18 protein-coding genes are annotated in these 18,739 nt (G+C 74.2%); 7 read left to right on the forward strand and 11 right to left on the reverse strand.

Translation table 11 applies throughout. The features are described 5' to 3' along the window. Window positions 1-4: 4 nt before the first annotated feature. Window positions 5-1,195: a CapA family protein gene (locus ACIGEZ_RS25620; RefSeq protein ID WP_399834941.1), complete on the reverse strand. Its 1,191-nt coding sequence runs from the start codon at window positions 1,193-1,195 to the stop codon at window positions 5-7. A gap of 242 nt (window positions 1,196-1,437) precedes the next feature. Here ACIGEZ_RS25620 and ACIGEZ_RS25625 point away from each other — a divergent pair, with 242 nt between their 5' ends. From ACIGEZ_RS25625 to ACIGEZ_RS25635, 3 genes are all read left to right on the forward strand, one after another. After that, the gene (locus tag ACIGEZ_RS25625) at window positions 1,438-1,998 is read left to right on the forward strand and encodes a sigma-70 family RNA polymerase sigma factor (protein ID WP_399834943.1); all 561 of its coding nucleotides are present in this window, start codon (window positions 1,438-1,440) and stop codon (window positions 1,996-1,998) included. 5 nt (window positions 1,999-2,003) lie between these two features. Further along, window positions 2,004-2,417, forward strand: coding sequence for a PaaI family thioesterase (locus ACIGEZ_RS25630; RefSeq protein ID WP_399834946.1), 414 nt, complete (start codon window positions 2,004-2,006; stop codon window positions 2,415-2,417). 246 nt (window positions 2,418-2,663) lie between these two features. After that, a complete protein-coding gene (locus tag ACIGEZ_RS25635) occupies window positions 2,664-3,095 on the forward strand; it encodes a hypothetical protein (protein WP_399835275.1) in 432 nt (143 codons plus the stop codon). A 137-nt stretch (window positions 3,096-3,232) separates the two neighbouring features. Here ACIGEZ_RS25635 and ACIGEZ_RS25640 read toward each other — a convergent pair whose 3' ends face one another. The 8 genes from ACIGEZ_RS25640 to ACIGEZ_RS25675 form a co-directional block, all read right to left on the reverse strand. Next, window positions 3,233-4,438 (reverse strand): histidine kinase, encoded by a 1,206-nt coding sequence (locus ACIGEZ_RS25640; RefSeq protein ID WP_399834949.1) that lies wholly within the window; start codon window positions 4,436-4,438, stop codon window positions 3,233-3,235. Continuing rightward, window positions 4,435-6,183, reverse strand: a complete 1,749-nt coding sequence (locus ACIGEZ_RS25645; RefSeq protein WP_399834952.1) for a cation acetate symporter — start codon at window positions 6,181-6,183, stop codon at window positions 4,435-4,437. The genes ACIGEZ_RS25640 and ACIGEZ_RS25645 overlap by 4 nt, the downstream gene beginning before the upstream one ends. Window positions 6,184-6,193: 10 nt before the next feature. Further along, entirely contained in the window at window positions 6,194-6,595 is a 402-nt protein-coding gene (locus ACIGEZ_RS25650; protein ID WP_399834956.1) for a hypothetical protein, read from the reverse strand. A gap of 100 nt (window positions 6,596-6,695) precedes the next feature. Continuing rightward, the gene (locus ACIGEZ_RS25655; protein ID WP_399834958.1) at window positions 6,696-7,457 is read right to left on the reverse strand and encodes a LytR/AlgR family response regulator transcription factor; all 762 of its coding nucleotides are present in this window, start codon (window positions 7,455-7,457) and stop codon (window positions 6,696-6,698) included. A gap of 10 nt (window positions 7,458-7,467) precedes the next feature. Next, a complete protein-coding gene (locus ACIGEZ_RS25660) occupies window positions 7,468-8,328 on the reverse strand; it encodes an Fpg/Nei family DNA glycosylase (RefSeq protein ID WP_399834961.1) in 861 nt (286 codons plus the stop codon). A gap of 14 nt (window positions 8,329-8,342) precedes the next feature. Next, window positions 8,343-9,731 carry a wax ester/triacylglycerol synthase family O-acyltransferase gene (locus ACIGEZ_RS25665; RefSeq protein ID WP_399834963.1) on the reverse strand — a complete coding sequence of 463 codons (1,389 nt, stop codon included), beginning with the start codon at window positions 9,729-9,731 and terminating at the stop codon, window positions 8,343-8,345. A gap of 124 nt (window positions 9,732-9,855) precedes the next feature. Beyond that, a complete protein-coding gene (locus tag ACIGEZ_RS25670; RefSeq protein ID WP_399834965.1) occupies window positions 9,856-11,949 on the reverse strand; it encodes a SpoIIE family protein phosphatase in 2,094 nt (697 codons plus the stop codon). A gap of 70 nt (window positions 11,950-12,019) precedes the next feature. Next, a complete protein-coding gene (locus ACIGEZ_RS25675) occupies window positions 12,020-13,237 on the reverse strand; it encodes a DUF6777 domain-containing protein (protein WP_399834967.1) in 1,218 nt (405 codons plus the stop codon). Between the two features lie 182 nt (window positions 13,238-13,419). Between ACIGEZ_RS25675 and ACIGEZ_RS25680 the strand changes: the two genes are divergently transcribed. The 4 genes from ACIGEZ_RS25680 to ACIGEZ_RS25695 are packed head-to-tail and all read left to right on the forward strand — an operon-like array spanning window position 13,420 to window position 16,708. Continuing rightward, the gene (locus ACIGEZ_RS25680; RefSeq protein WP_399834969.1) at window positions 13,420-14,397 is read left to right on the forward strand and encodes a YndJ family protein; all 978 of its coding nucleotides are present in this window, start codon (window positions 13,420-13,422) and stop codon (window positions 14,395-14,397) included. 47 nt (window positions 14,398-14,444) lie between these two features. Then, entirely contained in the window at window positions 14,445-15,032 is a 588-nt protein-coding gene (locus ACIGEZ_RS25685) for a DUF1990 family protein (RefSeq protein WP_399834971.1), read from the forward strand. Between the two features lie 58 nt (window positions 15,033-15,090). Further along, a complete protein-coding gene (locus tag ACIGEZ_RS25690; protein ID WP_399834973.1) occupies window positions 15,091-15,255 on the forward strand; it encodes a hypothetical protein in 165 nt (54 codons plus the stop codon). A gap of 28 nt (window positions 15,256-15,283) precedes the next feature. Next, window positions 15,284-16,708, forward strand: a complete 1,425-nt coding sequence (locus ACIGEZ_RS25695; RefSeq protein WP_399834976.1) for a lipase maturation factor family protein — start codon at window positions 15,284-15,286, stop codon at window positions 16,706-16,708. A 119-nt stretch (window positions 16,709-16,827) separates the two neighbouring features. Here the strand turns inward: ACIGEZ_RS25695 and ACIGEZ_RS25700 are convergent, their stop codons facing one another. Further along, window positions 16,828-16,998: a hypothetical protein gene (locus tag ACIGEZ_RS25700; protein ID WP_399834978.1), complete on the reverse strand. Its 171-nt coding sequence runs from the start codon at window positions 16,996-16,998 to the stop codon at window positions 16,828-16,830. A gap of 252 nt (window positions 16,999-17,250) precedes the next feature. Further along, entirely contained in the window at window positions 17,251-18,726 is a 1,476-nt protein-coding gene (locus ACIGEZ_RS25705; RefSeq protein WP_399834980.1) for an SDR family NAD(P)-dependent oxidoreductase, read from the reverse strand. Window positions 18,727-18,739: the final 13 nt, after the last annotated feature.

The following is an 18,739-nucleotide window of genomic DNA, read 5'->3' on the forward strand; positions in this document are numbered from 1 at the left end:
GCGGCTACTCCCCCATGACCAGGCCGTCGCGTGCGGCCCCGCGGCCGAGGACGACCTCGCGGATGGTGTCGCGGGTGTCGGTGTACTGCCGCTCGCCCTTCCTGATGGCCGCGTTGAGGTTGACCACCTTCCCGCGGACGGTGTCGAAGAACTGCGGGATGAACTCCGCCCGGCTCACCTGCCAGCGGGCGCCGGGCGAGGTCGGCGGGGCGAAGGTGAAGCGGGCGAGGGTGCCCTGGTTGCCGCGGCCGTCGCGGGAGCCCTCGTAGTTGATCATGTCGCCGGCGATCTGGTCGCCCATGCCGTAGACGATCCAGGTGCCGTTGACCTTCTCGTACGCCTGGGGGACGTGGGCGTGGGTGCCGAGGACGAGGTCGATGTCGGGGCGGCTTCCGGTGCGCGAGGCGGTCAGGGCGCGGCCGAGGGTGAGCTGCCGGTCGTCGGGGTCGCTCTGCCACTCGGTGCCCCAGTGGATCGAGACCACGACGACGTCGGCTCCGGCCTTGCGCGCGGCCCGGGCGTCGGCCACGATCCTCTGCTCGTCGATCAGGTTGACCGCCCAGGGCTGGCCCTCGGGCAGCGGGAAGCCGTTGGTGTCGTACGTGTAGGCCAGCTGGGCCACGGTCGCGCGGCCCGCCTTGAGCAGGGTCGGCCTGGCCGCCTCCTCGGCGGTGCGGGCCGAACCGGCGTGCCGTACACCTGCCTTGTCGAGTGTGTCGAGGGTGCGGCGCAGGCCGGCGGCGCCGTCGTCCAGGGTGTGGTTGGAGGCGGTGGAGCAGGAGTCGTAGCCGGTCTCCTTGAGGGCGGCGGCGATCTCGGGCGGCGACTTGAAGGCGGGGTAGCCGGTGTAAGGGCCGCCGTCGGCCCCGTAGACCGTCTCCATGTGGCAGATCGCGAGGTCGGCGGCGGAGACGACGGGCTTGACGCCGGAGAGCATGGGGCGGAAGTCGTAGCCCGAGCCGCCCGCGTCGACGGCGGCCCGGCTGATGATCGAGTCGTGCGGCAGGACGTCGCCGGAGGCGACGAGGGTGAAGGGGGCGGGCGCGGAGGCAGCCCCGGGGGCCGCCGGGCGCTGGGGCGGCTTGCCGGTGGCCGTGGGGGTGCCGGGGGTGCGGTCGCCGGCGGCGCAGCCGGTGGCGGCGGCGAGCAGGACGGCGGCGAGGGCCGCCGCGCCCGATCTCGTGCGTGGGGTCATCTGCCGAACTCCGCTGCTTCATGGGATGAACATCTGTTCATACGAATTCACAGGGGAGGAAGCCCCCAGTCAAGGGTCAATGCCGCAGACCGCGGGAAACCCCGCTGAATCGGACGCAGTAGTTCCGCGCGACGGCTCGCCCTACCGTTCGCCGTACCGTTCACCGCTCGGTGCGACCGTTCGTCGCAGACCACTGTCCGTTCCCTGTCCCTTGTCGCCCGGATGCGTTCGTATACGTCGACATGACGACGGCTACCACCGATGAGCGGGCCCTGAAGGTGCTCCAGCGCGAGCACGGCCAGGCGCTGCTCGCCTTCCTCCTCGGACTGACCCACGGCGACCGCCAGCGCGCCGAGGACCTGGTGCAGGAGACCCTGGTCAGGGCCTGGCTGCACCCCGAGGTCTTCGACGCGCCCTACGAGTCGATGCGGCCCTGGCTGTTCACGGTCGCCCGGCGGCTCGCCATCGACGCGCGCCGCTCCCGGCTCGCCCGGCCCGCCGAGGTCGGCGACGGGGTGCTCGCCGTCACCGCCGACCCGGCCGACGCCACCGAGTCGGCCGACGCCGTCCTCGACGTCCGCGCGGCGGTACGGGGCCTGAGCCCGGAGCACCGGGCGGTCCTCATACGGCTCTACTTCCACGGCCTGACCGTCAACGAGGCCGCCGCGGACCTCGGGATCCCGGCCGGCACCGTCAAGTCCCGCTCGCACTACGCCCTGCGCCAGCTCGGCACCCGGCTGCCCGGCTACCGGCCGCCACGGCGCACGGCCGTTGCCCGGCCACGGGCCGCCGCCGCACAATGACCGTCGTGACGCTCACTCTCGCCGCCGCCGAAAAGGTCCTCGCCGACAACTTCGCCCCCTGGGTGCTCGACCTCGGGCTCTCCGTGGCCTCGGTCGACGGCCACGAGGCCGTCCTCAGGCTCCCCTGGTCCGACCGGCTCGCCCGGGAGGGCGGCGGGCTCAGCGGCCAGGCGCTGATGGCCGCGGCCGACACGGCGACGGTGATCGCGGTGGCCGCCGCCCGCGGCGGCTTCGTGCCGATGACCACCGTCCAGCAGTCGATCAGCTTCCAGCGCGCGGTGATCGGCGCGGACGTCCTGGTGCGGGCGCGGCTGACCAAGGCCGGCAAACGGATGGCCTTCGCGGACATCACCATGACCGCCGACGGGACGGACGAGACGGCCGCCCACGCGACGGCGGTGTACGCGCTGCTCGGCTGAGCGGCGGTAGGCGGTCCCCGACCCGCCAGACCCGCCCATCACCCGAGTCACACGGCTCTCACCTGCACCGATGTGGCGGGGGCCGTATCCGGAACCGCACCGGCGAGTTGAGCCAAGTGCGCCCCGCGCGCGCCCTTCTCAGGGGAGGCTCGTCGCCGGGGGCCTCGACATGAGACGTCCGGGAGAGGTGGAGCGTTGCTGCCCGAAAGCACGAACGGCGCCGGCGGAGGCGGGCTCGCCGTCCCCATGGACTGGCTGCGCGCCGAGTACGCCGCCGAGGACCTGCTGCGCACCAGCGGGCTCGTCGAGCCGGGGACCCTGGAGTTCCGGGCCGGCCTCCAGGCCCTCGCCCTCACCGTCCATCTGTCCGGCCCCGGGGTGGAGGACTGGCTGCGGCGGACCGCCCACGACCACCCCTGGTCCGGCTGGGTCACCGCGCGACTCGCCGCACCGCGGGACGCCACGGCCGAGGGGCCCGACACGGCGCTCGCCAGGGCCACCTGGCGGCGGCTGCGCGCGACGGAGCTGCGCGCGGCCGACCTGGCCGACCTCGCCGGTGTGGCCGGGCCGCCGGCCTCCGCCGCGGCGGGGGCCGGCGTGGACGAGGACCGTCAGGTGTGGCTGCCTGCCTGGCAGTTGGGCGTTGCCCTGGCCCATCTCGCCCTGTACCTGCGCTGAGGGAGCGGATCGTCCGGACTCGCGCGTCGCGGCCGAGGCCGTCGAAGCTCAGGCCGTCGGGGCCGAACAGTCGAGGACCAGGCCGTCGAGGACCAGGCCGTCGCGCCGCAAGCCGCCGGGGCTCAGGCGGTCGGGGCTCAGGCGGTCGGGTGGACCCCGGGCCGGTACTTGGGGATCCGCACCGTCACCTTCATCCCCGCGCCGACCCCGGTCTCGATCACGAGACCGTGCTCGGGCCCGTACACCTGGCGGAGCCGTTCGTCGACGTTGGACAGGCCGATCCCGGAGGACGAGGGACGCTCGCCGCGCAGGATCGCGCGCAGCTCCTCCGGATCCATGCCGACCCCGTCGTCCTCGATGGTCACGACCGCCTCGGCGCCCGCGTCGCGCGCCGCGATCACCACCCGGCAGCCCTCGGCGGAGTCCTCCAGGCCGTGTTTGACCGCGTTCTCCACGAGCGGCTGCAGACAGAGGAAGGGCAGCGCCACCGGCAGCACTTCGGGGGCGATCTGGAGGGTCACCTTGAGCCGGTCGCCGAAACGGGCCCCGGCCAGCGCCAAGTACTGCTCGATGGAGCGCAGTTCGTCAGCGAGCTGGGCGAAGTCGCCGTGGCGGCGGAAGGAGTAGCGGGTGAAGTCGGCGAACTCCAGGAGCAGTTCGCGGGCCCGTTCGGGGTCGGTGCGGACGAACGAGGCGATGGCGGCGAGGGAGTTGAAGATGAAGTGGGGAGAGATCTGCGCGCGCAGGGCCCTGATCTCGGCCTCGACGATCCGCGTCCGTGAGCGGTCGAGCTCGGCGAGCTCCAGCTGTACGGAGACCCAGCGGGCCACCTCGGTCGCCGCTCGCACCAGGACCGCCGACTCCCGTGAGCCGTAGGCGACGAGGGCGCCGAGCACCCCGTCCTCGCCGGTGAGCGGGGCGACCACCGCCCAGCGCAGCGGGCAGTCGACGTCGGCGCAGCCGGTGTGCGCGGAGCGGCTGCGGCCGGAGCCGAGGGTCTCGGCGGCCAGGTCCATGGCCCGGTCGCGGTGGCGTCCGCCGCCGGGGCCGTGCCAGGCGAGGACGGCGGTGCGGTCGGTGAGGCACAGCGCCTCGGTGCCGAGCAGTGAGCGCAGCCGGCCGGCCGCCCGGCGGGCGGTCTCCTCGGTGAGTCCGGCGCGCAGGGGTGGTGCGGCGAGGGAGGCGGTGTGCAGGGTGTGGAAGGTGGCCCGTTCGACGGGGGTGCCGAGGTCGAGGTCGGCGGTGCGGCGCCCGCGATGGGCGGTGATCCGGCCGAGGACGAACCCGGCGGCGAGCAGCACCGCCCCCACGGCGCCGGCCGCGGCCAGTTCGATGCCGGTCACCGATCGGCCCCCCGCGGTTCTGGCCCCCGCGGTTCGGGCCGGCCGCTGAACTCCTCGGGCAGGTGCAGCCGGGCCAGGATCCGCGGGGTGCCGGCCGGGATGCTCCGCGGGGTCGCGAGCGACACCAGGATCATGCTGAGGAAGCCGAGCGGCACCGACCAGACCGCCGGCCAGGCCATCAGGGTGTGGGACCAGCCGGCGGGCGGCAGCCCGGCGCGGGTGGCCATGACGGCGGTGAGCGCGGAGCCGCCGCCGAGGAGCAGCCCGGCGGCGGCGCCCGGCGGGGTGAGCCGGCGCCACCAGATGCCGAGGACGAGCAGCGGGCAGAAGGAGGAGGCGGAGACGGCGAAGGCGAGGCCGACGGCGTCGGCGACCGGCACCTTGGAGGCGAGGATGCCGGCGGTCAGGGGGACGGCGGTGGCGAGCAGGGTCGCGAGCCGGAAGTGCCGCACGCCCCTGGAGGGCAGCACGTCCTGGGTGAGGACGCCCGCGACGGACATGGTCAGTCCTGAGGCGGTCGACAGGAAGGCGGCGAAGGCGCCGCCCGCGAGCAGTGCGCCGAGCAGGTCGCCGAGGACCCCGCCGAGCATCCGCTCGGGCAGCACGAGGACGGCGGCGTCGGCGGCGCCGGTCAGGGCGAGTTCGGGGACGTAGACGCGGCCGAGCGCCCCGTACAGCGGCGGCAGCAGGTAGAAGACGCCGACCAGTCCGAGGACGACGAGGGTGGTGCGGCGGGCGGCGCGGCCGTTGGGGCTGGTGTAGAAGCGGACGGCGACGTGCGGCAGGCCCATGGTGCCGAGGAAGGTGGCCAGGATCAGCCCGTACGTGGCGTACAGCTGGTGGCCGTCGCGCCCGCCCGCGAGCGGCTGGGACCAGCCGAGGGGATCGTCTCCGGTGATGGCCCTTCCCGGGACGGGGGCGCCCGCGGGAAAGGCGAGTTCGGTGCCGCCCGCGACCAGGTGGGTGCCCGGGTCGAGGGTGACGCCGGCCTCTTCGTAGGCCCGCTCGTCGACGCGGCCGGTGACGGTGAGGGTCAGCGGGGCCTCGACCTCGATCCGTACGGTGTCGGCGACGCGGACGGCGGTCGTGTCCTGGAAGACGGCGGGGGCGTCGAAGCGGGCGCGGGGGGCGCCGTCCCCGTACCAGGCGGTGACGAGGAAGAGGGCGGGGACGAGGAGGGCGGTGAGTTTGAGCCAGTACTGGAACGCCTGGACGAAGGTGATGGAGCGCATGCCGCCGGCGGCGACGGTACCGGTGACGACGAGGGCGACGAGCAGTCCGCCGACCCAGTCGGGCGCGCCGGTGAGGATCTCCAGGGTGAGGCCGGCGCCCTGGAGCTGGGGCAGCAGGTAGAGCCAGCCGATGCCGACGACGAAGAGGCTGGCGAGACGGCGGACCTGCGGCGACTCGAGCCGGGCCTCGGCGAAGTCGGACAGCGTGTACGCGCCGGAGCGGCGCAGCGGTGCGGCGACGAGGAGCAGCAGCACGAGGTAGCCGGCGGTGTAGCCGACGGGGTACCAGAGCATGTCGGGGCCCTGGACGAGGACGAGTCCGGCGATGCCGAGGAAGGAGGCGGCGGAGAGGTACTCGCCGCTGATGGCGGCCGCGTTGAGGCGGGGTCCCGCCGTGCGGGAGGCGACGTAGAAGTCGGAGGTGGTGCGGGAGATGCGCAGGCCGAGGGCGCCGATGAGGACGGTGGCGAGGACGACGGCGGTCACGGCGGCGACGGCGTGGCTCTGGTTCACGGGCGTGGGTTCAGCGCTCGACGAGGCCGGTGAAGGCGCGTTCGTTGCGTTCGGCGCGGCGCACGTACCAGCGGGCGATGGCCCAGACGACCGGGTGGACGCCGACGCCGAGCACGGCCCACACGGCGGCCTCGGGGGCGGGCAGGGCGAGCAGCAGCGGCAGCGAGCCGACCAGGAGGGCGAGGGCGCCGAGGCCGGTGAGGGCGGCGCGCAGCTGGCTGCGCATCAGGGAGCGTACGTAGGTGTGGCCGAGGGTGGTGTGCTCGCTGATCTCGGAGCGGGCGGGCGGGTGATGGGGGCGCGGCCGGGGCACGGGGCCGCCCATGGCCGAGGCGTGGGTGACGGTCTCGCGCCGGGGCCGTGGCTGGTTGTCCGCCCTGCCGGAGGCGGGGGGAGGGTGCTGCTCGGACATCGGCGCGTCCGCTCTCTCACGGTCTGGTGGGCCCGTGGAGTGTACGCAGAGGGGGCGCGGCCCCGGTAGGGGTTCCCGGCCTGCCCGTTTCGGGTGCCGGTCAGCCGTCCGCCCGCCGCATCAGCAGGTCGCGGAGCTGGCGGGCGTGGCGGCGGGAGACGGCGAGTTCGGCGTCGCCGACGCGGACGGAGGTCGCGCCGCCGTCGAGGCGGAGCTCGTCGATGCGGCCGAGGGCGACGAGATGGCTGCGGTGGACGCGGACGAAGCCGCGGGCGGCCCACCGCTCTTCGAGGGTGGACAGGGGGATGCGGACGAGGTGGCTGCCGTGGTCGGTGTGCAGGCGGGCGTAGTCGCCGTGCGCCTCGACGTACGCGATGGAGTCGACCGGCACGAAGCGGGTGACGCCGCCGAGTTCGACCGGGATCTGCTCGGGCGCGGGCGGCGGGGCCTGGACGGGCTGCGCGGCGGTGGCGTGCACGAGGTCGTGGACGCGGCGGACGGCCTCGGCGAGGCGTTCGCGCCGCACGGGCTTGAGGACGTAGTCGACGGCCTCCAGGTCGAAGGCCTGGACGGCGAAGCCCTCGTGGGCGGTGACGAACACGATCAGCGGCGGCCGGGCGAAGCCTCCGAGCAGCCGGGCGAGGTCGAGGCCGCCGAGCCCGGGCATGTGGATGTCGAGGAAGACGACGTCGACGGCCTCGTCGCCGTCCACTCCGCTCTCCAGGGCGCGGCCGATCCTGCGCAGCGCCTCGGTGGCGTCGCCGGCGCCTTCGGCGCTGCGCACCCGCGGGTCGGCCCGCAGCAGGTAGAGCAGTTCCCCGAGGGCCGGCGCCTCGTCGTCGACGGCCAGTACGCGCAGCATGCGCGGGAGTCTATTTGAGGAGCTTGGACATGCGGCGGTCGGCGAGCGGCTTGCCGCCGGTCTGGCAGGTGGGGCAGTACTGCAGGGCGGAGTCGCTGAAGGAGACCTCGCGGATGGTGTCCCCGCAGACCGGGCAGGTCTCGCCGGCGCGGCCGTGGACGCGCAGTCCGCTCTTCTTCTCGGCCTTGAGTCTGCCGGCGGCGATGCCGTGGGAGCGTTCGACGGCCTCGCCGAGGGTGGTGCGCATCGCCTCGTACAGGACGGCGGTCTCCTCGGAGGTGAGGTTCTGGGTGGGTTTGAAGGGGGACATCCTGGCGGCGTGCAGGATCTCGTCGCTGTACGCGTTGCCGATGCCGGCGATGAGGCTCTGGTCGCGCAGTGCGCCCTTGATCTGGCGGCGTTCGCCGGCGAGCAGGGCGGTGAAGGCGGCGAGGTCGAAGTCCGCGGCGAGCGGGTCGGGTCCGAGGCGGGCGACGCCGGGCACGTCGGCGGGGTCGTGGACCAGGTGGACGGCGAGGCGCTTGGTGGTGCCGGCCTCGGTGAGGTCGAAGCCGTCGCCTCCGGTGAGTGCGGTGCGCAGGGCGAGTGGGCCCTTGCCGGGGTGCGGTGGCCCCGACGGCAGGACGTCCTTCCACTGGAGCCAGCCGGCCCGGGCGAGGTGGACGAGCAGGTGGAGCCCGCCGGCCTCGATGTCGAGGAACTTGCCGTGCCGGGCGACCGCGGAGACCGTGGCGCCCTCCAGCGCGCTCAGCGGCGGGTCGTACGTCTTGAGCACGCTGATCGCGACGGGCAGCACGCGGGCGATCTCCTTGCCCACGAGGTGCTCGTCTAGGAACTCGCGGAGGGCTTCGACCTCGGGCAGTTCGGGCATGGCTCCACCCTGCCTCAGACTCCGGGGTCCAGCAGGTCGAGTTCGGCGTGGAAACCGGCCGCGAGGGCGTCGAGGTCGGGGACGGCCCGGCCGTCGGCGACCAGGCCCACGTGGACGTGGCCGCCGTACGGGGAGAGGGCGACGGCAAGGGACTGGCCGCGGGCGAGCGGGGCGAGCGGGAACAGGGCGCGCAGCGGGGCGCCGCCGAGGGAGAGGGCGACGCGGGGCAGCGGGACGTGGGTGACGAGCAGGTCGAACAGGAGCCGCGCGGCGCCGGAGGCGAGCGGGGCGCCGAAGCGGTGGGCGAGCGGCGGCAGCCGGTCGGCGAGCAGGGCGACGGCGCCGGCGCCGCGCAGCGGGCCCGCGGCCTTGTTGCGGTCCATGGCGGTGCGGACGGCGGCGAGCCGGACGGCCGGGTCGGGCTCGGTGACGGGCAGGTCGAGGAGGTAGCCGGAGAGGCTGTTTCCGTGGGAGAGGGCGGGGGTGCCGGGGCGGCGGCGGGTGACGGGGACGAGGGCGCGGGGATCGGCTGCGGGCGGGCTCTCGCCGCGGCCGTCGAGCCAGCGGCGCAGGGCTCCGGCGGTGACGGCGAGCAGGACGTCGTTGGCGGTGCCGCCGGCACCGCGGCGTACCCGCTGGACGCGCTGCTCGTCGAGGACGGCGGTGGCGATGCGGCGGGTGCCGCTGGGGGCGGCGGCCAGGGCCCGGAAGGCGGTGGGCGCGAGGGCGGCGGGGCGGGAGGCGCGGACGACGGAGGCGCCGAGTTCGACGGCCCGGCCGAGCTCGCCGAGCCGCTCGCCGAGCCCGCCGAGCCGGTCCCCGAGGTGCTCGCGGGCGGCGCCGACCAGGCCCGCGGGCCCGGCGGGCGAGGCGGACGCGGTGCGGCGGGGCCGGGCCGGCGCGGGGCGGTGGCGGCGGGCGGCGGCCCGGGCGGCGGCGGTCTCGTCGAAGATGCCGGAGCCGATGGCGACGGCGCGCAGACCGTCGGCGAGGGCGTGGTGGAGTTTGACGAGGACGGCGAAGGAGCCGTCCGGCGCGCCGGTGAGGAGGTACATCTCCCAGGGCGGCAGGCCGCGTTCGACGGGCCGTTCCATCAGCTCGCCGGCGAGCCGGACCGTTTCGGCGGCGAAGTCGGTGCCGGGCAGGGCGATCTCGTGGACGTGACGGGCGACGTCGAAGTCCGGGTCGGTGGTCCAGGCGGCCCCGCCGACCGGGATGAGGACGTCCTGGACGCGCTTGCGCAGCCGGGGGACGGCGGTGGCGCGGTCCGCGAGCAGGGCGGTCGGGTAGGTGGCGTCGGGGGTGGGGCCGAAGTGGGCGAGTGCGCCCAGGTGCAGCGGGTGGGCGGTCGATTCGAGGTGCCAGAAGGCCAGGTCGAGCGGGGCAAGGAGCTCGCTGCGCACGGTGTCCTCAGGGGTCGGGGAAGTCGTGGAGGGGCGGTCCGGAGGAGAGACCCTGAAGGGGGAAGGCAGACGAAGTCAATCGCCTACGGTCGGTTACGGTCAAGTACGATCAGTTCACGTACCGTTAACGCGTCGTGGGCTCGGTGATGAACTCGCACCACACGCACTTGCCGCCACCCCTGGGCTCCACGCCCCACAGGTCGGAGATCCGGTCCACGAGCAGCAGGCCGCGGCCCGAGACGCCCGACTCCCCCGCCTCCCGGCGCCTGGGCAGGGCGCTGGAGCGGTCCTCGACCTCCACCCGCAGCCGCCGCTCGGGCCCGGGCAGCATCCGCAGGGTCACGATGGCGCCGCCGTCGGTGTGCATCAGGGCGTTGGTCGTCAGCTCGTCGGCGACCAGCTCGATCTCGTCGGAGCGGCTTTCCGCGCCCCAGGCCCGTACCGCGGCCCGGATCATGTGCCGGGCCGAGCGCAGCGCCTCCGGGTCGTTCTGCCCCACGTGCTGCTGGAGGCGCCCGCCGGCCTGGGGATACGTTCCCTCGCGACGCAGCAGCAGGATCGCCACGTCGTCCTCGCCGCCCCGCTCCTCGACCACGTCGCACAGGTGGTCGGCGAGCTCCTGGAGGTCCCTCGGGCCGCGCTTGACCAGCGAGGACAGCCACTGGAGGCCCTCGTCGAGATCGGTGCCGGGCTTCTCCACCAGGCCGTCGGTGTACAGCAGCAGGGTCTGGCCCGGGTCGAGCTCGACGGTGGTCACCGGGTAGTCGAGCCGCGAGAACTCGGCCGAAAGACCGAGCGGCAGGCCGCCGTCCACCGCCACCCTGCGGGCGGTGCCGTCGGCCTCCTGGACGAGCGGGTCGACGTGGCCGGCGCGCACGATCTGGACGAGCCCGGTGGCGGGGTCGGCCTCGGCGTAGGTGCAGGTGGCGAAGCGGTCGGTGTCGAGTTCGTGGAGGAAGACCGAGGCACGGGCCATCACGGTGGCGGGGGTGTGGCCCTCGGCGGCGTAGGCACGCAGCACGATCCTGAGCTGCCCCATGACGGCGGAAGCGTGGGTGTCGTGGCCCTGGACGTCGCCGATGACGGCGCCGACCCGGCCGCCGGGCAGCGGGATGATGTCGTACCAGTCGCCGCCGATGTCCCGGCCGAGCCGGGCGGAGCGGTAGCGGACGGCTATCTGGGCGCCGGGCACGTCGGGGATGCGGCGGGGCAGCATCGCCTGCTGGAGGCCCTCGGCGAGGTCGTGCTCCTGCTCGTACAGCACGGCCCGCTGGAGGCTCTGGGCGATGGAACTGCCGAGCGCGACGAGCAGGTTGCGCTCGTCGGCGCTGAAGCCGGTGCGGTCGCTGTAGAGCAGGCCGAGGGCGCCGATCGGGCGGGCCTGGGCGATCAGCGGGAGATAGGCCGCCGAGGTGATGCCGAGCCCGCTGATGTGCGGCCAGAGGATCGGGTAGGAGGCGGCGAAGTCCTCCGGCGACTCGATGAAGCGGGGGCGCAGGGTCCGGACGACCTCGCTCATCGGGTACGGCTCGTCCACCCGGGTGAACCGGGTGCCGGGGACGAACGCGCCGTCCGGCCCCTCGGCGACGAGATGGATCCGGCCGGCCTCCAGGAGGCCCATGACGAGGCTGGCCGCGCCGAAGTGCTCCAGACCCTGGGAGTCGCCCAGCAGATCGATGATGTCCTGCACCGTGCGGGCGTGGGCGAGGGCGGCCGTGGTGCCCTCGACGACGCTGGTGCGCTGCCGCCGCCCCTCGTCGAGGCCGAGCCGCGCGGCGGACTCGGTCAGCTCGTCGGAGGCGTCCCGGACGATCCCGACGATACGGAACGGGCGGCCGGTCCCGTCGCGCCGGACCAGGCCCTGGGTGTGGGTCCAGCGCTGCTCGCCGGAGCGGGTACGGATGCGGAAGTAGGCGCCGTAGCGCTCGCTGCCGTCCTTGAGCGCCTGGGCGACGAGGGCGTCGAGGCGGCGGCCCTCGTCGGACAGCACCCGGGAGCCGAGGGTCGCGGGGTCGTCGTCGTAGTCGGCGGGGTCCATGTCGAAGACGTGCAGCGCGCCCTGGTCCATGGTCATCCGGCCGGTGAGCAGGTCCCAGTCGAAGCTGCCCATCCGGAATTCCCGGCCGAACTCATGGAGAAAGCAGCAGGTCGGCCCCGCCGACCCCGCTTCGCAGCGGCACCGCCCGGCCGCCTCCCCGCCCCCTGTACCCGCAGTCATGGGGCCACGCTAGGCGCAGCCCCGCCCGCGCGCACGGCGAAGATCGGAACCGGGTCCCAACCGAGACATGTCAGCCCTCGAAGGTCTCGGGCTGCTGCGGCGGGTCGCCGGGGAGCAGCTCCTCGAAGGAGGGCGGCGGCTCGGGGACGGGGTTGTCGCTCGGGCCGCCCGGCTCGCTCGGGCCGCCGGGGTCGCTCGGGCCGCCGGGGTCGCTCGGGCCGTCCGGTACGACGGGGGCGTCCGGTGCGACCGGCGCCTGCGGTGCCGTTCCCGGGCCTTCGGGGGTCGGTACGGTCCTGCCGGCGTCCGGCGGGGGCTGTACCGGGTTCCTGGGCGTGGCCGGGTCGTCCGGCCTCGTCGGGGCGGCCGGACGGTCGGGGTCGGCGGGCGACTGCGGGGTCTGGGTCTCCGGCAGCGGCGCGGGCGGGGAGGTGACGATGTCGCAGGAGGCGGGGTCGCAGGGCGGCAGGACGTCGGGCCTGCGGTCCTGCTCGCCGTGGCTGCCCGACCTGCGCTGGAGCCAGGTGTTGTCGGCGAGGTTCACGATCACCAGGTCGGTGACGACGGTGCCGGTCGGTTTGATGACGACGACCCGGTCCGGCCGGTAGCCGGACCAGGGCTGCCCGGTGTGTACGGCGCCGTCGGCGGCCCCCGGGGAACGCACCGGGTTTCCGCAGGCGCAGCGGACGCGCGGGGTGCCGTACTGGTCGACGAGGACGGCCGTACCGGCCTGGAGGACGGACTGGAAGGCGGTGGCACGCCCGTCGCGGTAACCGTGGTTGGTGACCCGGGTGTCGGCGCGCAGCAGCACGGGGGTGAGCCCGCGCAGCCAGCCCGCCACATTGGTCTCCGGGATGCCGGCGGCCTCGGCGAAGGCGCGCGCCTTGGCCTGGTCGGTGGTGAGGTAGGAGATCTGCTGCTCGACGTTGCAGCTGGCGACCGAGCGCGTGCCGCCGTAGAGGCCGGGGGTGGCGCCGCTGAGCTCGCGGCCGGCCGGGGCGGGGCTGCCGACGGTGGTGGCGGGCGGGTCGGCCGGCCCCGCGGGGGTGGCGGCAGGATCGTCCGGTTCCGCGGGCGCGCCCTCCTGCGCGGTGGAGGCGGTGAAGGCGTCGGGGCCCTGGCCGCCGGCCGGCTGGAGCAGCACCTCCCGGGCGGGCGCGGCCGCGGTCTGCTCCGCGCCCGCCTCGCCGGTGTCGCCGGCGGAACATCCGGCGATCAGCGCGGCCGAGGCCAGCGCGGCCAGCGTGACGGCAACGGGCCGCGAGGGCCATCGTCTGAGTGAGCGCACCTGCTTCTCCCGCCTTTCACCCCCGAGTCGTTCCTTCATTCCTGCCGCAGCGCCCCGAGGCCCGCAATCCAGGCGCGGCCATCCGGCGAACGCCCCGCCCCACCCCGACCTTGAACACGTTCAAGGCAGGCTCTACGCTCGACCACGACGGTTGAACGTGTTCAACAGGGGGGTGTGGTGCCATGTCCGTACTCGTGGGACTGATCGTGATGCTCGGGATGCTGGTGGTCGTCCCCGCCGGCCTGCGCCTCGTCGACGACGGCCGGCGACCGGCCGGGGTCCAGGCCGGAGCCGAGCGGGCCGGGGTCCAGTCGGCCGGGGTCCAGTCGGCCGAAGCCGAGCCGGCCGGGGTCCAGGCCGGAGCCGAGCCTGCCACCCTGCGGCTCCTGCGCCGCGCCTGGCCGCTGCTCGCCGCCCCGGGTGCGCTCGCCCTCTGGCTCCCCCGCTCCCCGCTCGCCGCCGCGCTGGCCGGCTGCTATGCGCTCGCCACCCTGGCGCTCGCGCTGCACGCCCCCGCCCGCCTCGTGGTCACGCGGTCGCTCGCCCCCGCCGAGATCGCGGTGCTCACCGCCCTCGCGACCCCCTCGGTCGCGGGCCTCGCCCTGGTCGCCGAGCGCGCCGGCCACGGGCTGTTCGGCTTCGAGCTCGGCATCCTCGCGCTGACCGTCCCCCACTTCCACTTCGCGGGCTTCACCGCCGCCCTGGTCGCCGGACTCGTCTGCCGTACGTCCCCGGGGCCCGCCGCCCGGTTCGCCGCGCTCAGCGTCCCGCTCGGCACCCTGCTCGTCCTGCTCGGCTACTTCGTCGACGACTGGGCCGAGCTGGCCGGAGCCCTCGTCCTGACCGCCGGCATGTGGACCGTCGGCCTGCTCACCTGGCGCGAGGTGCGCAGCACCGCCCCCGACCCGGCCACCCGCGCCCTGCTCGGGGTCTCCGCCGTGGTCCTGGTCGCCACCATGCTGCTCGCGCTCAGCTGGGCGGTCGGCGAGGCCACCGGCCTCGCACACCCGAGCCTGACCTGGATGGCCGCGACCCACGGCCTCGGCAACGCGCTCGGCTTCGCCCTGTGCTCGCTGCTCGCCTGGCGGCGCCTGCGGTCGCTCCCGGCCGACCGGCCGGGGGAGCCGCGCCTGCCCCACCCCCTTCCCCGGACCGCCTGAACAGCCCGCCACTCCACGAACGCCACACACCGAACGGAGCTCCCGGCATGACCCGACTGATCCGCAGCCTCTCGGACGCCCCGGCCACCGCCACCGGGCCGAACTACCCCGAGGTCGGCGCCACCCGCACCGGACCGCTGCCCGCCGGCTACCACCACCTGCACCACACGGTCCGCGTCGGCCACGGCAGGGCGGCCTACCAGGCCGCCGGGGCCGCCGTCACCACGTGGCGCATGCACCGGGCGACCGGCGCCCGGGTGGACAGCGCGGCCGTCAGTGCCGAGCCCGGTGTCACCCTGGAGGTCTCGATGGGCCTGGGGCCGGTGCGGTTCACCGCGCCCTGCCAGGTGATCTGGACGGCGTACACGGCCACCGCCACCGGCTTCGCGTACGGCACCCGAAGCGGGCACCCCGAGTGCGGTGAGGAGTCCTTCGTCGTCGACCTGCGCGAGGACGGCTCGGTCTGGTTCACGGTGACCGCCTTCAGCCGCGCCGCCGCCTGGTACACCCGGCTCGGCGGCCCGGTCGTCCGGGCCCTCCAGCTCGGCTACGCCCGCCGCCTGGGCATGGCCCTGACCCGGCTGGTCGACGAGTCGGCCGAGGGGCCGGCCGGCGGCCCGGCCGGCGGCTCATAGGCGCCCCGCGAGAGTTACGCTCCTTCTGTACTCCTCTGCACTCCCCTAGGAGGCGGCCATGAGCCAGTACGACGAGTACACCAGCCCCTCGCAGGCCGAGGGCGAGCGCCTCGAAGAGGACATGGACACGATGCAGAAGCAGCAGATGCATCCCATGACCACCCGTACCACTCCTTCCCAGGCGGAGGGCGAGCGGGCGGCGGACGAGGACGAGAAGGGCTGACGGCCGCCGACCTCCACCGCCGGACGCGATGGAGTGGTTCACCGCACCCGACTACTGGCTGAGCCGGATCGTCTTCCAGCGCGGGCTCGCCGGGCTGTACCTCGTCGCCTTCCTCGCGGCGGCCCTCCAGTTCCGGGCCCTCATCGGCGAGCGCGGGATGCTCCCGGTGCCGGAGTACGTGCGCCGGGTCCCCGCGCGCGCCGCGCCCAGCCTCTTCCAGTGGCACTACTCCGACCGGCTCTTCGCGGGCGTCTCCTGGGGCGGTGCCGCCCTGGCGCTCGCGCTCGTCGCGGGCGCGGGCGACGCCGTGCCCCTCGCGGTGTCGATGCTGCTGTGGCTGGTGCTGTGGGGGCTGTACCTGTCGATCGTGAACGTGGGGCAGACCTGGTACTCGTTCGGCTGGGAGTCGCTCCTCCTGGAGACCGGTTTCCTCGCCGTCCTGCTCGGCAACGACGACACCGGTCCGCCGGTCCTGGTGCTGTTCCTGCTGCGCTGGCTGCTGTTCCGGGTCGAGTTCGGCGCCGGGCTCATCAAGATCCGCGGCGACCGCTGCTGGCGGGACCTGACCTGCCTCTACCACCACCACGAGACCCAGCCGATGCCCGGCCCGCTGAGCTGGTTCTTCCACCACCTGCCGAGGCCCCTGCACAAGGTCGAGTGCGCCGCCAACCACGTCGTCCAGCTGGGCGTGCCGGTGCTGCTCTTCACCCCGCAGCCGGTCGCCACGGTCGCGGCGGGCCTGATGGCGGCGACCCAGCTGTGGCTGGTGCTCTCCGGCAACTTCGCCTGGCTGAACTGGCTGACCATCGTCCTCGCCCTCTCCGCGATGGACGGCTCGCTCGTCGCCGGAGAGCGCCCGCAGCCCGGTGCCCCGCTCTGGTACGTGGTCGTGGTCTGCGCCGCCACCGCCCTGGTGCTGTTCCTGAGCCGGCGGCCGGTGCGCAACCTGATCTCGCGGCGGCAGGCCATGAACCGCTCGTACGACCCGCTCCACCTGGTCAACACGTACGGCGCGTTCGGCACGGTCGGCCGGGTCAGGGACGAGATCGTGATCGAGGGCACGGACGATCCGGTGCCGCATCCCGGCACGGTGTGGAAGGAGTACGGCTTCAAGGGCAAGCCCGGCGATCCGCGCCGGCTGCCGCGCCCGTTCGCCCCGTACCACCTGCGGCTCGACTGGCTGATGTGGTTCGCGGCGCTCTCCCCCGGTTACGCGCGCGACTGGTTCGGGCCGTTCGTCGAGCGGCTGCTCGCCGGCGACCGCGACACCCTGCGGCTGCTGCGCCACAACCCGTTCCCCGACGCGCCGCCCACGCTGGTGCGGGCCAGGCTGTACCGCTACCGATACACGACCTGGCGCGAGCTGCGGGAGACCGGGGCGTGGTGGCACCGGACGCTGTTGCGCGAGTACCTGCCGCCGATCCGGCTGCGGGAGCCGGCCGGGCGGGTCTGACCCCCCTCGGGCCCGATCCGGGGGGGGCGGACCCGGGCGGGTCCGACCCCCTCGCACACACCCGTGCCCCCGGCCGCGCAGGGGCGGCCGGGGGCACGGGGCGAAGCGACAGTTCCGACTCAGTCGATGCCTGGCAGGATGTGCGGCTCGGCGAGGTCGTCCTCGTATCCGGCGAGCCGGATGGGGGCCGAGCGTGCCCACACTTCGAGGCTTCCCAGCTCTCCGGACCGGCGCGTCCGCTCGGTCGGTTCGGCGGGGGTCTTCTCCTGCTTGGTCAGTTCTGGTGTCACCGCGCACTCCTTCGTGTCGCGTACCTATGGGGACAAGGGCCGTTCGGTCGCGGTGGCGCCGTTCTTCGGGCGGGACCGCGGCCTTGGTGACAGGCCAGTCCCCGGGCCGGCCGTGAGGGTTCGGTGAAACCCCGGTGGCCGACCGTGGACATCAGACTAACCAGATGAGCGCGTCAGCGCTCTATGGGGCGCCAAAGTGTGACGCGAACGGGTGACAACGCCTTCCCGAATATCCGGACAAAAGGCGGTGAATTACCAGTTTCCGGGCGCGTAATCCTTCATGAACACGCCGTAAAGGTCCTCGCCCTGCTCACCGCGCACGACCGGGTCGTAGACCCGGGCCGCGCCGTCGATCAGGTCGAGCGGGGCGTGGAAGCCCGCCTCGGCCAGGCGCAGCTTGTCGAAGTGGGGGCGCTCGTCGGTGATCCAGCCGGTGTCGACCGAGGTCATGAGGATGCGGTCGGTCTCGAACATCTCCTGGCCGCTGGTCCGCGTCACCATGTTCATCGCGGCCTTGGCGGCGTTGGTGTTCGGATGGCCGGCGCCCTTGTAGCCGCGGCTGAAGACGCCCTCCATCGCCGAGACGTTGACGATGTAGGCGCGTCCGCTGGCCGCCTTCTTCGCGGCGTCCGCCATCACCGGCCGCAGCGCGCTGATCAGGATGAACGGCGTCGTGTAGTTGCACAGCTGGGTCTCGAGCAGCTCCACCGGGGAGATCTGCTCGATGGTCTGCACCCAGGTGTTGGTCTCGACGACGTCCGGCAGCAGGCCGCCCGCGTCGATGGCGGTGCCGTCGAGGTGCCGGGCGAGGCTGGCGTTGCCCGCGACGAGCGCGAGGTCGGCGACCTTCTGCGCCTCGAGTCCGCTCACGCCGACGGGCAGCGCGGCGAGCCCGTCGACCGCGCCGGAGTTGAAGGCGCCGATGACGTGGTGGGCGGGAAGCTCGCCGGCGGGCAGCGGCGCGCTCTCGCCCTCGACCAGGGCGGCGTACGCGGAGGGCAGACGGCGCACGGTCTGCGTCGCATTGTTGATGAGGATGTCCAGCGGGCCGGCCTCGGCGACCTGCTCGGCGAGCGCGACGGCCTGCGCCGGGTCGCGCAGGTCGATGCCGACGACCTCGAGGCGGTGCATCCAGTCCGCCGAGTCCTCCATGGCCTTGAAGCGGCGGATGGCGTCCTTGGGGAAGCGGGTGGTGATGGTGGTGTGCGCGCCGTCGCGCAGCAGCCGCAGCGCGATGTACATGCCGATCTTGGCGCGGCCGCCGGTGAGCAGCGCGCGCTTGCCGGTGAGGTCGGCCCGGACGTCCCGCTTGGCCCGGTTCAGGGCGGCGCAGTCCTGGCAGAGCTGGTGGTAGAAGTAGTCGACCTCGACGTACCGGGTCTTGCAGGTGTAGCAGGACCGCGGGCGCTGAAGTATCCCGGCGATCCGGCCGGCCTCGGTGACGGAGGAGGGCAGGATGCCCTCGGTCTCGTCGTCGATGCGCTGGGCGGAGCCGGTCGCGGTGGCCTCGGTGACCGCCTTGTCGTGGGCGGTCTTGGCGGCCCGGCGCTCCTGGCGGCGGCGCTGCTTCACGGTCCGGTAGATGCCGGCGGTGGCGCGGCGGACGGCGATGGCGTCCGGGTGGTCGACCTCGATCTTGTCGAGCTCGTCGAGCACGCTCAGGCAGACGGCCAGGCGCTCGGGGTCGATGCCCGGCCCGTAGTCCTGGGTCTCTTCAGTCACCGTCATGGCCTTCGTCGTT

Source organism: Streptomyces sp. NPDC085481, assembly GCF_044541845.1.
In the GTDB taxonomy this organism is placed as follows: domain Bacteria; phylum Actinomycetota; class Actinomycetes; order Streptomycetales; family Streptomycetaceae; genus Streptomyces.

Bases quoted from the DNA above. Each gene is read 5' to 3' on its own strand.
- ACIGEZ_RS25620 (WP_399834941.1), bottom strand. From the start codon at position 1,195: ATGACCCCACGCACGAGATCGGGCGCGGCGGCCCTCGCCGCCGTCCTG.
- ACIGEZ_RS25625 (WP_399834943.1), top strand. From the start codon at position 1,438: ATGACGACGGCTACCACCGATGAGCGGGCCCTGAAGGTGCTCCAGCGC.
- ACIGEZ_RS25635 (WP_399835275.1), top strand. From the start codon at position 2,664: ATGGACTGGCTGCGCGCCGAGTACGCCGCCGAGGACCTGCTGCGCACC.
- ACIGEZ_RS25650 (WP_399834956.1), bottom strand. From the start codon at position 6,595: ATGTCCGAGCAGCACCCTCCCCCCGCCTCCGGCAGGGCGGACAACCAG.
- ACIGEZ_RS25655 (WP_399834958.1), bottom strand. From the start codon at position 7,457: ATGCTGCGCGTACTGGCCGTCGACGACGAGGCGCCGGCCCTCGGGGAA.
- ACIGEZ_RS25660 (WP_399834961.1), bottom strand. From the start codon at position 8,328: ATGCCCGAACTGCCCGAGGTCGAAGCCCTCCGCGAGTTCCTAGACGAG.
- ACIGEZ_RS25670 (WP_399834965.1), bottom strand. From the start codon at position 11,949: ATGACTGCGGGTACAGGGGGCGGGGAGGCGGCCGGGCGGTGCCGCTGC.
- ACIGEZ_RS25680 (WP_399834969.1), top strand. From the start codon at position 13,420: ATGTCCGTACTCGTGGGACTGATCGTGATGCTCGGGATGCTGGTGGTC.
- ACIGEZ_RS25685 (WP_399834971.1), top strand. From the start codon at position 14,445: ATGACCCGACTGATCCGCAGCCTCTCGGACGCCCCGGCCACCGCCACC.
- ACIGEZ_RS25690 (WP_399834973.1), top strand. From the start codon at position 15,091: ATGAGCCAGTACGACGAGTACACCAGCCCCTCGCAGGCCGAGGGCGAG.
- ACIGEZ_RS25695 (WP_399834976.1), top strand. From the start codon at position 15,284: ATGGAGTGGTTCACCGCACCCGACTACTGGCTGAGCCGGATCGTCTTC.
- ACIGEZ_RS25705 (WP_399834980.1), bottom strand. From the start codon at position 18,726: ATGACGGTGACTGAAGAGACCCAGGACTACGGGCCGGGCATCGACCCC.